Genomic DNA, 18,748 nt, shown 5'->3' with positions numbered 1-18,748 from the left:
AGGAATTATAGTTATTAAACTGTAAAGCAAAAGTTGCTAAGCGTAGTGTTAAAAAAAGGTGAATTTAAAAGTGATTATTTTTGATTATATCAAAAATACATATTCAGTTAAAATAACAAAGACAACTTCTATTTTACAGCAATCTAGCATCATAAACGTTAAGAAAGCTAGGATCCTGTTTAGCATTAAAATTACTTAATAAACCAGATCTTATTATAATAAAAAAACCTCCAAACTATTGCGTTTAGAGGTCAATAACCAATATAAAGAACGATTAATCTTCCAATCCTGGAGAGATATCAATTTGACTCTGAGGTATTGGTGAAAAATAAAATTCTTCTCCCCCACTTGTAATTGGGACTATATTATTTACTATATCTACAGTTTCTACTTCTGATCTATTTGCCAATGCTTCTGTAAGAGTTTCTGTTCTTACTAGGTCAAACATTCTTAAGTATTCACCTGCAAATTCCCATTTTCTTTCTAAAAAAGCTAGTTCTGTCAATGTACCATCTGCATTACTTAATTCTGTTGATGCTCCTGCACGTGTTCTTACTCTGTTTAGAGCATTCCAAGCCTCTGGATCATCCCCTCCTGATCTTCCTGTAGCCTCAGCATAATTTAATAAAACTTCAGCATAACGCATAAAATATATATTGTAATCAGATATTGTACTTTTAGATCCATCCTCAGATAAATCGCCTCCTACGACTTTTCTAAATAAAGGATGTGGATCTGACCATGTTGCCCACTCTGAACCGATTGGATACGAAGGTGCTCTATTTATTTCTTCAAGGACATAAGTATCATTAAATCGGTTTTCAGTTCCATTTTCTATAGCATCTGCTTGCATGTCTTGAAAAAAAGCAATTTCACTAAATATCTCTGTCCATCCACCAGCTTCTGAAGGCATACCAAGCATACCCATAGTTCTATTTCTTACCCCGCAAGAGGTACAACTAACCAAAGTAAACACGCTTTCATTTTGATTAAAACGATTAGCTTCTGTCCATAGCTCACGAAAATTACTATGTAATCCAAAACCATAAATGCTTTCATTATCAATAACTTCTTTTGCCTTTTGTGCAGATAACACATATTTACTTTCATCTTTTATAGGATATCCACCCCACATTAAATACAATCTAGATAAAAATGCTTTTGCTGTACCTCTATTTGGTCTTGCCCCAACCACTGCTACACCTGGATACACATCAGGTAGTAACTCTTCTGCGAAAATTAAATCCGATTCAATTTGCGCATAAATATCTACAAATGAAGATTTCTCCAGGTCTTCATTGGAATTTGGGACTAATTGTAGCGGTATCCTTCCATAGGTTTTTGTGAGATGCATATAAGCAAACGCCCTCATAAAATGCGCTTCTCCAATCAATCTATCAACTGTAGTTTGATCTGTACTTATTATGCTATTTTGAGCATCTATTGCAATATTTGCTAAAGTAATAACATCATAACACGTATTATAAGCCATCTCAATATTTTCTGTATTTGAAGTTTGTCTTCTCCAATCTGATTCTCTATAACCAATTTTATTACTTGCACTATGCGTCGTTAAATCGTCTCCACCAAAGGCTGCTAATTGAAATTGAGCCCATTGTGCACCACCCTCCATTAATTCTCTATACATACCTGTTACTACAGCTTCTAATGCATCATCTGTGGTAAGGGACGTTTCTATCTGTACTTCTGAAGGATCTTCTTCAAGATTTGAGCAAGACGTAATTATTAACGTAGAAAACATTATTACACTTATAGTTGTCCATAAGTTTATTTTAAAAATATTTCGTATCATCTTTATTCGTTTTATATTAAAATCCTATATTAACTCCAAAGGTTACAGTTCTAGGGTTTGGTAATGCGCCTGAATCGTAAGATGGGGTAACATCCGAAGTTTCCACACCACCAGACGACACTTCTGGATCGTAACCTTTGTAATCTGTAATTGTTAATAAATTTTGTCCGCTTAGATATAACTTTACTGAATCGGCGAAACCTTTCATATCAGAAAAAGTATAACCAAGAGATAAATTACTTAATCTAATAAAACTACCTTTTTCTATATTTCTTGTTGAATTTATAATATTGGTTCCAGATGTTGGACTATTGGGATTTAACACTTCTGCGCTTGTAGGTACTGTATTTGTACCTGTCGCTAATCTTATAGTCCCCAAGGTAGAATTAAGTATTTCATAACCATGCACACCTCTAGTCAAAATATTTAAATCCCAATTTTTATAGCTTAGAGTATTATTCCATCCCCATGAAAAATCTGGTGTTCCATTACCAATAATACCTAATTCATCACCATATTGTGCAGTACCATTTTCGTCTGCTCCTAAATATTCATAGCCATAAAAATTACCGATTGATTCTCCTACTTTTAATAAAAAATAATTAGATGAACCTGCAACCCCAGTAGGTGCTGCTGTTACAATTTGATCTGAACCACCAAGATCCATAACTTCGTTTTTAATATATGACATGGTAAGATCCGAATCCCATCTAAAAGCAGTTTTATCTATAACTGTAGCATTTAAAGTAAAATCTAAACCATAGTTTTTCACTTTTCCGATATTTGTCAGTATGGTACCTCCACCATTAGATGCTAAAACTGGTTTTTCTAATAATAGATCTTCTGTATTTTTATTAAACCAATCCAAACTTAAGTTTATCCTATTTTTCAACATACTAAAATCTAATCCTACATTTATTTGCTTCGTGGTTTCCCATGTAAGGTTTTCATCTACAAGTCCACCAAAACCTAAACCAATATCTAATGAAGAGCCATCAAACGGAAAATTATTACCAGTCTCCAATTGTTGATATGTAGAATACGGATTGACATTCTGATTTCCTGTTTCTCCATAACCTGCTCTTAAATTAAGTTTTGAAAAGAAGGAATTTTCAGGTAAGAATAAATCACCATAATTATAGGCTGCAGATATTGAAGGAAAATACCCTGTTCTATTTCCCTCTTGAAATATTGAAGACACATCAATACGCATGGTACCAGTAATATATAAGTTCTTTGAAAAGTTAGCCTCTGCTCTTGCAACATAAGAGTCCATTGTACTCGTTTTATAATCTGCATTAACCAACTGGCTTTCTGCTAATTCCGACAAATAGAACGCATCATCTAATCCTGAAAAAATGTATTGTGAAGCAACAAAACCGGCTGTCTTAGTTGTTGAAGATTGTAATTCGTATATCCCGGTAAGTTTAAGGTTGGCATTTCCAAAATCCTTATCCCAGGTTAAAATATTACTTAATTGAAAAGTTTCGGAACTTATAGAACCGAAAGTCGAACTTGGTGATAAAATTGTTGTTCCGTCTGGTATCCCATTGTACACTTCACTGGTTAATGTATTTTGAGTAGAACCTGCTAAAACAGAAAAATTTAAATTATCAGAAAAACTATAAGACATATTTAAATTAGAATTAAAACTCTTTGTCACATCGTTTCCGTCTCTTTCATTTTGAACAGCTATGGGATTAAGCATGATTGAACCATAATCTGAAGTTAAATTATAAGTACCATCACTATTAATATAATTAACTGCAGGATTCCATCCTAATACGGCTTGTACTCCTCCTCTATTATCTTGAGCTCCACGAGAACCGCCATCAATTAAATTATGAGAATCTTCCATAGATCCATATATATTAAGCCCAATCTGGAATCTATCTGTTAAATCTACAGTTAGATTACTACGCAAGGCGTAGCGTTTATAATCAGTATTTATTATAATCCCATCTTGATCTACTAAATTTCCAGACAGATAATAACTTATTCGTCCTTCTTTACCGCTTGCTGTAAGTTGTAAATTATTGGTCAGTGCGGTTTGAAAATACTCATCTTGATAATCAGCACCTCCGTTTATAATTGATGATTGAGAACCTGCTATCGCAACAAATTCAGAGGCGTTAAGAAGATCATATTTTTTAGGAACCACAGAAGAGGACATGAAATAATTAAGGTTAACTTGAGGTTCTCCAGATTTTCCTTTTTTAGTAGTTACCATAATAACGCCATTAGATCCTCTTGACCCATAAATAGCTGCCGCAGAAGCATCTTTCAATACATTCATACTTTCAATATCACTACTGTTTAAGGTTGAAAGATCACCTCCTATTATACCATCTATAACTACTAATGGTTGATTATTTCCTGTTATGGAATTAGATCCTCGGATTCTAATTTTAATATCACCTCCTGGCGCACCTGAATTTTTTGAGACGTTTACACCTGCTGAACGAGATTGTAAAGCATCTTCTGCTCTTACAATGGGTTGATTTTCAAAATCTTTAGAACTTACACTAGAAATAGAACCAGTAAGATCACTTTTTCTTTGTGTTCCGTAACCCACAACTAAAACTTCTTCCAATGTATTATCTCCTTGCAAAGATACATTTACGGTTGATTGAGTCCCCACTTTTACTTCCTGAGTTTTGTATCCAACAAAACTAACAACCAAGGTCGCACCTTCGATTACTTCTATATTGTATACTCCATCAAAATCAGTCACAACGCCGTTAGTCGTCCCTTTTTCTACTACGCTTGCACCAGGCAATAAACTGCCTTCAAAATCTGAAATTACTCCACTAATCTGATTTGTTTGAGCAAATACTAATTGCGCTCCTAATCCTGTAAATAAAAAAACATAGAGCAATATGATTTTTTTGTGGGGTTTACATTTTATATTTAAAAAGTATCTTTTCATATATCAAAATATTTAAATTGGATTTAATTTGATTCATTTCTCAAAATGATTTTTGTAAAAAATGAGTTTAAATAGGAAGTAAGAGTTAACTAATAAGCTCTCTTATATAATTTTTTTCACTGACTAAAACTAAAATTCCGTTTAATCACTACAAATATGTAACAATGTGTCTTCCTCCATAACACGCATCCTCACTAACAACATATTTTTTCATATTTTATTTTTTAAATTTCACAAAGATGTTAACTCTCTGTGAAATATTTGTTGTTACTCAAATATTTAAAATTATTAAACTACTCAACAATTATATCATTATAAAACAACTGTATAAACAACTAAACCAAAACACTCTCAATAGATTGATTTACAATTACTTAAGACTAAAAACTTATTGTTCTCACACGCTATATATTCTTAAACCTGGTACAATTTATATAAAAAAAGAAATAAAAAAAAGAAACGACATTAAAAATGTGCTCGTACACATAAACATTAACAGTTTTTATTGTGTTCGTGCACATGTTAAATTAATGTAACCATATATAGAATATATATAACGAACTATATCCTTGCAGTTTTTATAAAAATCAACCTTACAGTACGCTTAGGTTCATAATTATAACCAATTATTAAAATAACGCATTTCATTGATATAAAGAAAACAGCAGATTAATAAGTAATTCAACTTAATAATCTGCTGTTTATTTAAAGTACTCTCTAGAACTTGTAATCAATCTAAAAATCGGAAGAGACCAAATGAATGTGGCGTATGGAATTCCGGGGTTGGCAAATTCGGATCAACCCATGTAATCCATATAGGTTCTCTAACATTTTGGTTATTCAATATATATTTAGCACGATATAATCCCACTTCCATATATGTTCCAAGATTGTCTTTTTTCAAAATATTGAGATCTTTTAGAGATTTTAAACTCAATTTGCCTTCAACTACAAATTGTCCATTTTCATTATTAGATTTAACTTCTATTTCAGATCTTTCCCAAGACCAATTAAAATCAAATTTTCTACCAGGTAAAGCTTTAAAGTCCATTATTCTGGCCTTAGAATCTATCTCGAGACAATAATAAGGCGTTAAACTATCATTAATTCGAAAAAAAAGTTCAACACGATCAGACTGATTTATACTGTCATCGGTATCGTCTGCTAATTGTGTATAAACATCTTTATCCTTAACCTGAAAACTAAAATAAAAATATCTACTGTCGTAACAAGCTTTGAATAGAATAGGTTGGACAGGATTATTGTCCCATGGTGATATAAAATTAGATACCGTGTTTAAAGTAGAATGTTGAGTTTTAATTATATCTCCTTCAATTTTAAAATTCATCTCAGGTATCCTTTTTACGTTGTAAATTTTATTGTTCATAAATCCTAAAAAGTTTACAATGTATTAAGAGAATTATATTCCTTAGCTCTAATTAAGGCTTCTATATAATAGTAATCAGCATAATTTAAAGGGACGTCTATTTCACTATTATGTGGTATACTACCTACACTATGTTTTAGTAAAAAATGTTTATTATCCCCTATATTTGCACGGTATTTAGGTGAAGATAAAACTTGAAGCATTTCATTACTAACATTTTCATAAGCACCATTGGTATAAGTGTTTAATTCGATTAAAGCAGATACTGTAACTGCTGCTGCCGATACATCTCGAGGCGTATTTGTTTTATCTTCCACGTCATAATCCCAATACGGAATACGGTCATCAGGTACGTCTTTTGAATTTAAAATAAATGTCGCTATTTTTTTTGCTTGATCCAGATATTTTTCATCTTTGGTATATCTATAACACAGTGTAAAACCATAAAGCCCCCAAGCTTGTCCACGAGCCCAAGAACTTTTATCTGCATACCCTTGTGCTGTTTCTTTAGAAAGTACTTGACCATTAATAGAATCGTAATCTACCACGTGATAAGAACTATTATCTGATCGATAATGATTCTTCATTGTATTATTGGCATGTGAAATTGCTATTTCCCTATATGTTGAGTCTCCACTCATATTTGCTGCGTTAAATAACAATTCCAAATTCATCATATTATCAATGATAACAGGATATTGCCATCCTCGAGTTGATTGCCAACCTCTATCAGCATCCCAACTTTTAATTAGTCCGACACGCTTATCGTACCTTTTAGCCAACGTATTGGCCGCATCTAATAAAATCTCTTTGTATCTGGAATCTTGGGTAATTCTATAACCATTACCATATGAACAATTGAAGACAAAACCTAAGTCATGATAGGCTGTCCAATCTTTGTGGTTTTTAAATAAATTTTGAAAATGAGAAGCAGCTTGTTTCCACTTTTCACGTCCTGTACTTTCATATAAATACCAGCAAGTACCAGGAAAAAAACCTTCAGTCCAGTCAAATTTTTTACTATCAATAAAATAGATAGAAGAATCCGGTTCTATAGTTCTTGGATTCTTATTTTCAGATTTAGCTAATTCTAGTAAACCACTTAATTGCTTATCAGCATATTCAATTTGCTGATTTATAGTTACTGGCTCTTTAGTTAATTCATCGGCTTTCTTTGAATTATTTTGCTTTTTACAAGAAGATAATAAAATGCAAGCAAGGCATAATATTGGAATAATTTTTCTCATCCTAACAGTTTTTAATTTTTATATATAAAATTTGAAAACAATTCTATTCTTTTGAGATATAGAATAGAATTATATAAGCGCTATTGCGCTTTAGGTAAGAAAAATATGTAGTGTGAGAATAATAGACTTATTAATTTCCATTATGTTTATCAAATATAAATAATTATTTGAAAAAATAATTATTTATATTTTTATTTTTTCATTTGACGTCTGTTATTACTACAGAAATTACATTTGTATACAATATGTAAAGTTTAGAGCATTTATTTTCTAATTATTAATTTAGGATATATGATAAATAAACTGAAACATTACTAATTAGAGTTTAAGGAAAAACAACAGAATTAAGTAATTTTCCCTAAGAAAATTTAAAGTAAAGAGGTTAGACTTAGGTATCTTTAATAACTGTAATTTATCTTTGGCAATAAATAGTTGAAGGATTGACGTTAAATTAGTTTTTTAGACTTTGTTTTTTACTACTGTTGGTGTTAAGCATTAATCGGTCTTTTAGCTCCGTTGAGAAGCACATAATGAATTAGAACTTAATAATTGTTGTGTATAATAGTAGTTCTTATTATTAAAATGTAGGTAACATAATATCATACATTTTAGTTCTCGACTTCGCTCGAACCCCCTGGCAAAACATGGCATTTTATTGTTACATACAATCTTGAAGCATTCTGTTGGTTGATCCCTTCATTCTATATCCTAATATTAAATAAGTGTTTTCAATATTTCGTCAATAGAAAAATGCGCTAAACACACAAACTCATCCGATGCGCCATAGTAAATTTTCAAAGTATCTCCGTGTACCACATGCCCATTCGTATAGACTACATTTCCAAAGAAACCTATGTGTTCATAACTTGCATTAGGTTCCATAATAGGCACTTTGGAACGTGCTATAAGTGTTGAAGGGTCTTTTTAATCTAATAGTAAAGCGCCCAAACAGTATCTATTTGTTTCATTGGCACCATGATAAATTTCCAACCAGCCTTTATCTGTTTTAATAGGAGCTGCTCCTGCCCCCAAACGTTTACTATCAAAATATCCTATTCTTGTCTTAGCAATACATTTGTGATTGCCCCAGTACACACCATTATTAAAAAAACGCGCTACTACTCGACTAGAGTCGGGTTTAAAATATAGATTTTTACGAATTACAGGAACCGCCATATTATGATTTAAATTTCAGTAATTATTCGTGATTGGTATAAGCAAAAAGTAACCGCTATACAACAAGCGGTTAACAAATAATATAAAAAAAACTGCCTATAATATATTAGACTGAGGAAACTCTAATATAAGTATAGGCAGTATAACGACTAATTCTATTAGCTAATCGCTTTTTCATTAAGTCTACTCTCTGCTAGTTTATCTAACTTATTATCTGCATTATACTCTTCGTCCAGAGTTTTTTGCAATTTTGAAGCAATGTCGTCATATCCTAATTCTTTAGCATAACGAACTGCTGTACCATATCCAGAAATCTCATAATGTTCTACACGTTGCGCTTCGGCTATAAGACCTGCATCCATAACTTCTTTGCTATCTGCTTCATCCATAAAACTTTCGGTTTCCTTAATTAAGCCTTTCATGGCTTTACATGTTTCTCCTTTTGCAGAAATGTCTAATGCATCACAAATTTCTTCAAGTCTTTTTTTATGACCTTTAGTTTCTTCTAAATGACTTTTAAAGGCTTCCTTTAATTTACTATCATTTGCTTTTTTTTCTACTTTAGGTAGTGCTTTAATTAATTGGCTTTCTGCACTATATAAATCTTTCAATTGGTGTTCGAATAAATCTTTTAAAGTTTTCATGGTTTTTATTTTTGTTTAATAGTCTAATTTTTGATTAATAGTCTAAAATTATCTCGAAAAAGAAATGTGCGTTAATCTCAAAAATAAATTTTTTAACTCAAATACGTTTTACCAAAAAGACTCTAAATCAAATCATTATAAGCGCGATACCGATAGAAAAAAAATCAGTTGAGTTAAATTAAAATTCTTCTAAATTCTAATTTTAAAAGGAAAATCACAAATTGAAAAAACACAGGTTTTATATCAGAATATCAATATGTCTTTTCGCTATATATCGTGCTAAAAAACACAATTAATGATTTATAAATTAATAAAAAAATCAACGTTATGAGGTCAGTATGGAATGGATCAATAAGCTTCGGGCTAGTATCAATACCTATAAAAATGTATTCTGCTTCAGAAGATAGAGCCTTGGACCTAGATATGCTTGACAAACATGATGGCGAGCGCATTCGCTATAAGCGCGTCAATGAAAAAACAGGTAAGGAAGTCGAATGGAAAGACATTGTAAAAGGCTTTAAAAAGGATGAAGGCTATGTGGTTCTTGAAAAAGAAGATTTTGAAAATGCCAATGTAAAAAAAAGTAAGACTATTGATATCGAAGAATTTGTTGAAGAAACGGAGGTGGCCGATGTACTTTTTAAAAAACCCTACTATCTAGAACCTCAAAAGGAAGGTGGTAAAGCTTATAATTTACTTCGTGAAGCATTGAAGAAGACGGGTAAATTAGGCGTTGCAACATTTGTAATGCGCCAAAAAGAAAACTTGTGCTTAATTGGTGTGTATAAAAATGTAATGGTCCTTCATGTTATAAGGTTCGATGATGAAATAAGAGACACTAAAGCAATTAAAATACCGAAAACAAAAAATGCGACCAAAGAAATTGCAATGGCTGAATCTCTTATTGAAAATTACACGACTACATTTAATTTTACGAAGTACAAAGACATCTATAATTCGCAATTATTAAAAATTATAGAATCTAAAGCCACCGGTAAAACAATTAAATCAGAAAAAGTTGAAACAGAACCTACAGCCGCAAAAGATTTAATGGCTAAATTAAAAGCGAGTCTCGAACAAAAGAAAAAGAAAGCATCTTAAATCATGAGTCTTGATGAATACAGAAAAAAGCGCACCTTTAAAGACACGCCAGAACCTCAAGATGTTTACAATTCTGAAAACAAATACAGATTTGTAATACAAAGACATCGCGCAAGTCATTTACATTATGATTTAAGACTAGAAATGGAGGGTGTTCTAAAAAGTTGGGCTATTCCCAAAGGCCCTTCTATGAATCCTAAAGCTAAACGACTGGCAATTCACACGGAAGACCATCCCGTATCTTATCTTTCTTTTCAAGGCGTAATACCTAAGGGTAATTATGGTGCTGGTAAAATGACTATTTGGGATGAAGGCACTTTTGAGAGCTTATACGATAATGACAACCTGACTGCGGACTACTTAAAAGGGAAATTGAAACTTGTTTTTAGAGGAGATAAAATAAAGGGTATATTTACATTGGTTCGCTCTAGCTCCACGCACAAACAAAATCAGTGGTTGTTTATTAAGCATGAAGATAAGTACGCTACAAACTTAATTTATGATGCTGAAGATTATGTCGTTGAAAATTTTAAACCACAAGACACTAAGATCACGTCCGAACCCAATTTAAAATCCATTATAAAACCAATGCTGGCCTCACCAGCAAAGGACGTCTTTAATGATAAGAACTGGATTTACGAATTAAAGTATGATGGCTATCGCGCTTTAGCCAATGTAGATTCTGGTACAGTCTCACTCTATTCACGAAACGGAATATCTTTAAATTCAACTTTCAAAATCATTCATGACGAGTTAGAAGCGATTGAGCATACCGCTATTTTGGATGGTGAAATCGTTATTTTAAATAGCGAGGGTATTCCTCAATTTAACGCCCTTCAAAATTACGATCCAAAAACAACAAAGGGGCATCTTAATTACTTTGTTTTCGACTTGCTATACCTTAACGGTCATAGCACAACAGACTTACCGTTACTAGATAGAAAGAAATTACTTAAAGCATTATTACCAGAGTCTAATCATATAACCTACTGCGACCATATTGTTGGAATGGGAAAAACAGTGTACGACAGAGCAATAAAGCTTGGAATGGAAGGTGTTATGGCTAAAAAGGCAACCTCTAAATATTATACAAACCTTAGAACCCCAGAATGGCTTAAATTTAAAAATATTGAAAATATTGACACCATTATTTGTGGTTATACAGAATCTAAAAACAGCTCTAGACAGTTTGCATCCTTAATTTTGGGAATGATTGAAGATGGCGAATTAATCTATGTTGGTACATGTGGCTCTGGATTTTCATCTCAACAAATTAAGGCGTTACATCAACAATTTGCACCCTATTTAACGGATACACCCACATTTAAAATTTCACAATATCTAAAAGGTAGAATCGCGCATTGGATGGTTCCCAAATTAGTATGCGAAGTAAAATTTGCAACATGGACAAAAAGCGGTGTAATGAGACATCCTGTATTTTTACGGATGCGAGAGGATAAATCTGTACCGGTTAAAGGTTACAAAGAACACCAAGAGGTACCGCTTAAAAAGTCGACTACATCCTCCGGAACGACGTTACAGATAGATGCTATTCATGTACCGCTTTCTAACCTTGAAAAAATGTATTGGCCCGACGCACAATTGACCAAATTTGACGTGTTAGATTATTATATAAAAATGTCTGATTATATCCTGCCCTATTTAAAAGACAGACCTCAAAGTTTACATCGGCATCCCAATGGCATTAACGGATCATCTTTTTACCAAAAAGATAATGATCATTTACCCGAATGGATAAGTACTTTTAAAATCCATTCCAAGTCGGCCGAACGTGATATAAACTATTTACTGTGCCAAGATCAGGCTACATTAACCTATATGAATAACTTGGGTTGTATTGAATTGCATCCCTGGCATTCCACAATTTACCAATTAGATTACCCAAACTATACCATTATCGATTTAGACCCTTCAAATCAAAACACTTTTGAACAAGTTGTTGAGACGGCCCAAGTTGCAAAACTGGTACTTGATAGTGCCCATATTAAAGGGTATTGTAAAACCTCTGGTGCATCTGGACTCCATATTTATATTCCTTTAGGTGGAAAATACACGTATAAGGAAGCACGAGATTTTACTAAATTGCTGTGCTACTATATCCAAGAACAACTCCCCGGATTAACCACATTGGAACGTGCAATTAAGAAAAGAGGTCCTAAAATTTATCTAGATTATTTACAAAACCGAAAAGGACAAACTATAGCATCAGCATTTAGTTTAAGAGCCAAAGCAAATGCTACAGTATCGACACCAATAGACTGGAATGATTTGAATACCAATCTAAAAATTGAAGATTATACTATAACCACTGTGCCCAAATTGTTCAAAAATAAACCTGATACTTTTTTGAATATTCTGGATAAAGGCATTGATATGGAAAAAGCATTAGAAAATCTAACGCAAACAAAATTTTAAAGGACTACATTATGAATATATTAAACGTATTATATTTATCTAGTATCGCAAATCAATCTGCGAAAAAAGCAACTGGACTTTTTGATTCCGATTTTCAGTCTATTCTTTTAATACTTTTATCCAGCACAGGTATTTATCTTGCCGTTATTGTTTATACTAGAATTTTCGGCAAACGAAGCTTCTCTAAGATGTCCAGTTTCGATTTTGCAATGACAGTGGCTGTTGGTTCTATTATCGCAACTACCATATTATCTAAAACCGTAAGTTTATTTGAAGGGGCTGTAGGATTATTAATGGTTTATATTCTTCAACTAGTAGCAGCATATTTACGCAGGTATAGTTGGTTTGAAAAACAAATAGATAACCAACCCACATTAATAATGGATGGGCAAATAATTCTTAAGAAAAATTTGAAAGCGGTACGTTTAACAGAAGGTGACTTACGATCAAAGCTAAGAGAAGCGAATGTTACCAAACTCTCGGAAATTAAAGCCGTGATTTTTGAAACCACCGGAGACCTTGTCGTCCTTCATAAAGAAGATAATGATGCTATTGATCATTGGATTATTAATGATGTTAAGCGATAGAGATCATTTAATTTGAGAGAACACTCTGATTTTGATTTATTTATAAACACATTAAATACGAAATAAAAAAGTGTCTTTGCTTAAATGTTCAATATGGCTCTGCCAATTAAACTGAATAATTTTTTCTAAAGTCTTTTTTAATACAGTATAACTATTTGGCTTATTCACGTAAATACTAGCTCCGTTAGAAAAAGATTCATTAATATCCTTATCTGCCTTAGATGTAGAATACATCGCTATACGTATATCCTTTAATTTTGGATGATTACGAATATCTTGTAAACATTCCATTCCATTTTTTATAGGCATATTAACATCAAGAAATATCAAATCGGGAAATACAATATCTCCTTGAAACAGATAATCAATCAGTTCCTGTCCGTTTTTAAAGAGTAATAAATTAGCTTTTATAACTAATTCATCCAAGGCTTCACAAAAAAGCATTCTGTCATCCTCATCATCATCCACTAATATAATATTACATACATAATCACTCATTGACACAGGAAATTTTAGTTTGTTTAAAAGTAATATTTTTTATTCAATAATTGATTTATATTATCTGCGCAAAAAGTCTATAACGTTTCAAAACATTTTAATGACTTTCATGAAAAACTCAAAAATAACAAGAAAACAAAGCATACCAAAAATCAACCTCCTAACCTATCTTAATTTTTGTATTCCTTTAAAAAAAATGAAGTCCCAATATTGCTTTTAAAAATTCAGTTTCTACTGTTACCTAAAAACAGCAAGATATACCCGATGTTTAATTTAAATAAAAAAAATAATTGACTTTATTTTTTTTTTAAATTCGCTAATATGAAAACAGTCACTTTCTATATTCCTAAAATACTACGTTTCTTTCTCGCTAATAAGCATGAGGAAGATTGCCTGTTTTTTAAGGAGGCTTCAGACTAATTTTATCATTCTAGAGTTCACTATTAATCAAAAACCTAGTGTTTTGTCTTTATTAAAACATGATAAGTTTCAGGCTAGCAACAAAATGGGCACTAATAATCAAAAAAAACAACACGAGATACATGTATTCTCCAACCTTAAATTAACACGGGAATGAATAACACCAACGCACCACTCTATTTCCTAAAAGGAGGAGGAGAAATGGGAAATTATATCAGAGCAAAAGATTGGAGTAAAACCCCTTTGGGTGCCGCCAAAGACTGGCCAGTAAGTTTAAAAACTATGGTTTCTGTATTGCTAGAAAATCCATTTGGAATGTGCATCGCTTGGGGTAAAGATTATATACAAATATACAACGATACTTATAGGCCTATATTAGGAACTTCCAAACCCACAGATGCTTTAGGTATAAGTTCAAGCAAAACGTTTTCAGAGAATTGGCACATTACAAAACCCATATTCGATAGTGTAATGGATGGTAACCCTGTACGGTTGTCAGATCAGATGCGACCTATTAATCGAAACGGATTTATAGAAGACTATTATTTTGATTTTGCTTACAGTCCCATACGAATTGAAAATGGAGACGTTGGAGGCATTTTAATTACCGTTACTGAAACAACCAATACAAAGAGAGCAGAAGATAAACTTAAAGAAAGTACAAATCAACTTCAATTTGCAATTGAAGCCACCGGTCTCGCTACTTGGTCAATAAACCCTGTAACGAAAAAATTTACTGGAAATGATACATTTAACGAATGGCATGGCTTACCTCCAGGTGCTGAATGTAATTTAGAAACGGGGTATAATGCCGTAATAGAAGAAGATAGAGTACCTTTAATAGACGCCATAGAGGCTACTATGATGTATTCTTCTGGTGGAAAACTGGATCATCAATACAGTATTATCAACCCCATTACAAAACAATTACGAGTAGTTAGAGCCAAAGGGAATGTAATCTATAATGCAGACAAAGAGCCTATAACCTTTACGGGTGCGTTGCAAAACGTTACCGAAGAAGTTATTGCTCGGGAACAAAAAGAAGAAAACGAAAGAAACCTACGCCTAATGATTTTGCAGGCACCTGTTGCCATAGCTATTTTTCGTGGATCTAATTACTTAGTTGAAATTGCCAATACCAAGGCTTTGGAACTTTGGGGAAGAAGAGAATCAGAAATTTTAAATAGAGACTTATTTACTGCGATGCCCGAACTTAAATCGCAGGGAATAATGGAGTTTCTTGATGGCGTAAGAACCACTGGTAAACGATTTAATATCGATGAACTACCTGTTGAAATAATGAGAAATGGAAAATTGGAAACGGTTTATATTAGTTTTTCTTATGAAGCATTATATGACGGCGATGGAAAAATAAATGGTGTCATGGCTATAGGAGTGGATGTAACAACTCATATATTATCCCGTAAAAAAATTGAAGAAAGCGAGCAAAGTGTTAGGACGTTAGTGGAAAACACTCCATTTCCTATTGGAGTTTACACTGGTAAAGAACTACGTATCACTTTTGCTAATCAATCTATAATGGATGCTTGGGGAAAAGGCAATGATGTGTTGGGTAAATTATATACCGATATTTTACCAGAATTTGAAAATCAACATATTTTTGAGCAAATACAAGAGGTACTAAATACTGGTGTTGCCTTTCATATAAAAAACCAACGTATTGAATTGGTTAAAAATAATAAATCTCAATCTTTTTATTATAATTATAGTTTCACACCTTTATTCGATACCGACGGAAATGTATACGGTGTTATGAATACCGCGGCAGAAGTAACAGAACTTAATTTTGCCAAACAAAATATAGAAGAAAGTGAAAAACGTTTCAGAAACTCAGTAGAACAAGCCCCATTGGGGATAGCCATTTTTAGAGGATCTGATTATAAGGTTGAAATGGCTAATAAAAATTATTTACTACTTGTAGACAAAACAGAAGCGGAATTTATTGGCCAACCGCTGTTCGAATCGTTGCCAGAAGTAAAAGATTTAGTTGCCCCTTTATTTGCCGATACTATACAAACAGGAAACCCTTTTTATTCTACTGAGTTGCTTGTGCCTTTAAAGCGTAATGGAAAAATGGAGGAGGCTTATTTCAATTTGATTTATCATCCTCTAAAAGAAGAAAACGGCGAAATTTCTGGTATTATGGTTGTTGCAACAGAAGTTACATCAACTGTAAAAGCCAAACATTTACTTGAAGAAAGTGAAAGGCATTTTAGAAATATGGTCATGCAATCTCCTATTCCGATGACTATATTAAAAGGAAAAGATCATATTATAGAATCGGCCAACATTGCCATGTTTAAAAACATATGGCGCAAAAAAGAAAAGGATCTTATTGGAAGATCTATTTTAGATGTCTTTCCAGAATTGAAATCACAAAAATACCCAGAATTATTAAACTCTGTTTATAATTTAGGACTATCCCACACCGAAAAAGAATCTGTGGCCTTCGTCATGGGAGACGACGGTATGAGAAAATTTTATTTCGATTTTGAATACAAACCTTTGTTGGAGCCTAATGGAGAAACATCTGGCATAATGATTACTGTAAACGACGTTACCGATAAAGTGGAAGCACGGCAAAAGGTTGAGGTAGCAGAAGCACGATCACGTTTGGCCGCCGAAGCGACTAATCTTGCCACATGGGAATTAGATTTAGAAACCCGTAATATAATCCATTCGCCGCGATTAGCTGTTATTTTTGGCCACGAGGAGTCGACCATACTCACACACCAACAAATGCGAGCTCAGGTGCATCCAGAAGATTTACATGCTGTCGTCGAAAAAGCATTTGAAGAAGCCTTAATCACCGGGGTTTATAGTTACGAAGCTCGACTAATAAAACCAGACCATACGTTCTGTTGGATTAAAACCCAAGGAAAAGTCTTTTATGATGACCAGAAAAAGCCAATTAAAAAACTTGGGACGTTACGTGATATTACCAAAGAAAGACAACATCAGCAAGAACTGAGCGAAAGTGAACTTAAATTTAGATTGCTGGCAGATTCTATGCCTCAGCACATATGGACGGCAGATGCGAAAGGACATATCAATTATTTTAATCAATCGGTATATGACTATTCAGGTTTGACAGCAAAACAGATTAACTTTAATTGGTTAAAAATTGTCCATCCAGATGACCAAGAAGACAATATTAAAGCGTGGTTAAATGCAATTAACAGTGGCACGGATTATTTGTTTGAACATCGATTTAGACGATATGACGGTACATATAGATGGCAGTTAAGTCGCGCTATTCCTCAAAGAGATAATGAAGGAGAAATAACAATGTGGGTGGGTACGAGTACAGATATCCAAGCTCAAAAAATGTTTACAAATGAACTAGAGGAGCAGGTTTTTCAAAGAACAAAAGAGCTTAACGAGAAAAACTCAACTCTAGAAAAAATGAATAAAGAGTTACAATCTTTCGCCTATATTTCTAGTCATGATCTACAAGAACCCCTACGTAAAATTCAGATCCTGGCCTCTCAGATAATGGATAAAGAGGAACAAAACCTATCAGACAATGTAAAAGATAAATTTAGTCGGATGCAAAAATCAGCTCATAGGATGCAAACGCTAATTCAAGATTTACTTGTGTATTCTCGTACAGATATTAAAGACCGCAAATTCGAAAATGTAAACATAAAATCTATTATTGAAGAAGTTGAAGAAAATTTGAAAGAAGATCTCAGACATAAAAATGCCACATTTAACCTGGGTCAAATGTGTGAAATAAAAGTGATCCATTTTCAATTCAGACAGTTACTATTGAATCTCGTAAGTAATTCTCTTAAATTTTCTAAAAGTGACACCCCCCCACAATTATGCATAACCTGTGAAATTGTAAAAGCTAAAAAGCTGAAAATTGAAAAGAAATTGCCAAGAAAAAAATATTGTCATATTATTTTTTCAGATAACGGTATTGGTTTCGATCCTGAATACAGTAGTAAGATATTTGAAGTTTTTCAGCGTTTACACGGGAAAGAACAATATAGCGGTACAGGCATAGGCCTTGCAATTGTTAAAAAAATTGTAGACAATCATAATGGGATTATTACTGCTACTGGCGAGTTAGGAAAAGGTGCTAGATTTGATATTTATATACCAGCCTAAATCTAATAGTATAGACTTATACAATACATACTAAGTTAGATAAGTAGCATTTAAATCTTAAAAAAACTTTCTTTTACTATGTAATGGATTGAGTTAACAAAACAAATCATATGAATTAAATAGATGATTTAATTACCTATAGATTTGTGATGTCGCATACATATTGTGCGTATAATATTAATTTAAAACATGGAATTATGAGAAGTATACTTTGGTTAGTAGCAGTAATTTGTATTATAGGTTGGATTTTAGGTTTCTTTGGTTTTATCGCAGGAATGGCAACAGGAAGTTTAATACATATTCTTTTAGTGATTGCAGTAATTGCAATTTTATATAACATTATAGCGGGAAGACGACTTTAAATTTAATAGTT

General features: G+C 32.7%; 11 protein-coding genes and 1 pseudogene. 5 read left to right on the top strand and 7 right to left on the bottom strand.

The window, feature by feature from the left end; all coding sequences use genetic code 11:
- Positions 1-274 precede the first annotated feature (274 nt).
- From AC0UBM_RS01425 to AC0UBM_RS01400, 6 genes and pseudogenes are all read right to left on the bottom strand, one after another.
- On the bottom strand, positions 275-1,813 hold the full coding sequence (locus AC0UBM_RS01425) for a RagB/SusD family nutrient uptake outer membrane protein (protein WP_475687344.1): 1,539 nt from the start codon (positions 1,811-1,813) through the stop codon (positions 275-277).
- A 16-nt stretch (positions 1,814-1,829) separates the two neighbouring features.
- Positions 1,830-4,742, bottom strand: a complete 2,913-nt coding sequence (locus tag AC0UBM_RS01420; RefSeq protein ID WP_475687343.1) for a SusC/RagA family TonB-linked outer membrane protein — start codon at positions 4,740-4,742, stop codon at positions 1,830-1,832.
- Between the two features lie 730 nt (positions 4,743-5,472).
- Positions 5,473-6,129 carry a sugar-binding protein gene (locus AC0UBM_RS01415; protein ID WP_475687342.1) on the bottom strand — a complete coding sequence of 219 codons (657 nt, stop codon included), beginning with the start codon at positions 6,127-6,129 and terminating at the stop codon, positions 5,473-5,475.
- A 14-nt stretch (positions 6,130-6,143) separates the two neighbouring features.
- Positions 6,144-7,376: a glycoside hydrolase family 88 protein gene (locus AC0UBM_RS01410; protein ID WP_475687341.1), complete on the bottom strand. Its 1,233-nt coding sequence runs from the start codon at positions 7,374-7,376 to the stop codon at positions 6,144-6,146.
- Positions 7,377-8,090: 714 nt separating this feature from the next.
- A pseudogene (locus tag AC0UBM_RS01405) lies at positions 8,091-8,552 on the bottom strand (glycoside hydrolase family 130 protein).
- A gap of 158 nt (positions 8,553-8,710) precedes the next feature.
- On the bottom strand, positions 8,711-9,196 hold the full coding sequence (locus AC0UBM_RS01400; protein WP_475687340.1) for a YciE/YciF ferroxidase family protein: 486 nt from the start codon (positions 9,194-9,196) through the stop codon (positions 8,711-8,713).
- Between the two features lie 327 nt (positions 9,197-9,523).
- Here AC0UBM_RS01400 and ku point away from each other — a divergent pair, with 327 nt between their 5' ends.
- From ku to AC0UBM_RS01385, 3 genes are read left to right on the top strand one after another with little or no spacing between them, the layout of a single operon-like run.
- On the top strand, positions 9,524-10,297 hold the full coding sequence (gene ku, locus AC0UBM_RS01395; RefSeq protein WP_475687339.1) for a non-homologous end joining protein Ku: 774 nt from the start codon (positions 9,524-9,526) through the stop codon (positions 10,295-10,297).
- 3 nt (positions 10,298-10,300) lie between these two features.
- Positions 10,301-12,733, top strand: coding sequence for a DNA ligase D (gene ligD / locus AC0UBM_RS01390; RefSeq protein ID WP_475687338.1), 2,433 nt, complete (start codon positions 10,301-10,303; stop codon positions 12,731-12,733).
- 11 nt (positions 12,734-12,744) lie between these two features.
- Positions 12,745-13,320: a DUF421 domain-containing protein gene (locus tag AC0UBM_RS01385; protein ID WP_434036335.1), complete on the top strand. Its 576-nt coding sequence runs from the start codon at positions 12,745-12,747 to the stop codon at positions 13,318-13,320.
- A 51-nt stretch (positions 13,321-13,371) separates the two neighbouring features.
- On the opposite strand, the gene AC0UBM_RS01380 is transcribed toward AC0UBM_RS01385, so the two are convergent.
- Entirely contained in the window at positions 13,372-13,818 is a 447-nt protein-coding gene (locus AC0UBM_RS01380) for a response regulator (protein ID WP_475687337.1), read from the bottom strand.
- A gap of 573 nt (positions 13,819-14,391) precedes the next feature.
- Between AC0UBM_RS01380 and AC0UBM_RS01375 the strand changes: the two genes are divergently transcribed.
- Both AC0UBM_RS01375 and AC0UBM_RS01370 read left to right on the top strand, forming a co-directional pair.
- The gene (locus AC0UBM_RS01375) at positions 14,392-18,375 is read left to right on the top strand and encodes a PAS domain S-box protein (RefSeq protein ID WP_475687336.1); all 3,984 of its coding nucleotides are present in this window, start codon (positions 14,392-14,394) and stop codon (positions 18,373-18,375) included.
- 197 nt (positions 18,376-18,572) lie between these two features.
- Entirely contained in the window at positions 18,573-18,737 is a 165-nt protein-coding gene (locus AC0UBM_RS01370; protein ID WP_434036338.1) for a lmo0937 family membrane protein, read from the top strand.
- Positions 18,738-18,748 lie beyond the last annotated feature (11 nt).

This window comes from Formosa sp. F44 (assembly GCF_056238645.1).
This window is presented reverse-complemented; position numbering and strand designations above follow the sequence as displayed.

What these genes read in the sequence shown, in the direction of transcription:
- AC0UBM_RS01420 (WP_475687343.1), bottom strand. Translation starts at nt 4,742, where the DNA reads ATGAAAAGATACTTTTTAAATATAAAATGTAAACCCCACAAAAAAATC.
- AC0UBM_RS01415 (WP_475687342.1), bottom strand. Translation starts at nt 6,129, where the DNA reads ATGAACAATAAAATTTACAACGTAAAAAGGATACCTGAGATGAATTTT.
- AC0UBM_RS01400 (WP_475687340.1), bottom strand. Translation starts at nt 9,196, where the DNA reads ATGAAAACTTTAAAAGATTTATTCGAACACCAATTGAAAGATTTATAT.
- ku (WP_475687339.1), top strand. Translation starts at nt 9,524, where the DNA reads ATGAGGTCAGTATGGAATGGATCAATAAGCTTCGGGCTAGTATCAATA.
- AC0UBM_RS01370 (WP_434036338.1), top strand. Translation starts at nt 18,573, where the DNA reads ATGAGAAGTATACTTTGGTTAGTAGCAGTAATTTGTATTATAGGTTGG.
- AC0UBM_RS01380 (WP_475687337.1), bottom strand. Translation starts at nt 13,818, where the DNA reads ATGAGTGATTATGTATGTAATATTATATTAGTGGATGATGATGAGGAT.
- AC0UBM_RS01425 (WP_475687344.1), bottom strand. Translation starts at nt 1,813, where the DNA reads ATGATACGAAATATTTTTAAAATAAACTTATGGACAACTATAAGTGTA.
- AC0UBM_RS01375 (WP_475687336.1), top strand. Translation starts at nt 14,392, where the DNA reads ATGAATAACACCAACGCACCACTCTATTTCCTAAAAGGAGGAGGAGAA.
- AC0UBM_RS01385 (WP_434036335.1), top strand. Translation starts at nt 12,745, where the DNA reads ATGAATATATTAAACGTATTATATTTATCTAGTATCGCAAATCAATCT.
- ligD (WP_475687338.1), top strand. Translation starts at nt 10,301, where the DNA reads ATGAGTCTTGATGAATACAGAAAAAAGCGCACCTTTAAAGACACGCCA.
- AC0UBM_RS01410 (WP_475687341.1), bottom strand. Translation starts at nt 7,376, where the DNA reads ATGAGAAAAATTATTCCAATATTATGCCTTGCTTGCATTTTATTATCT.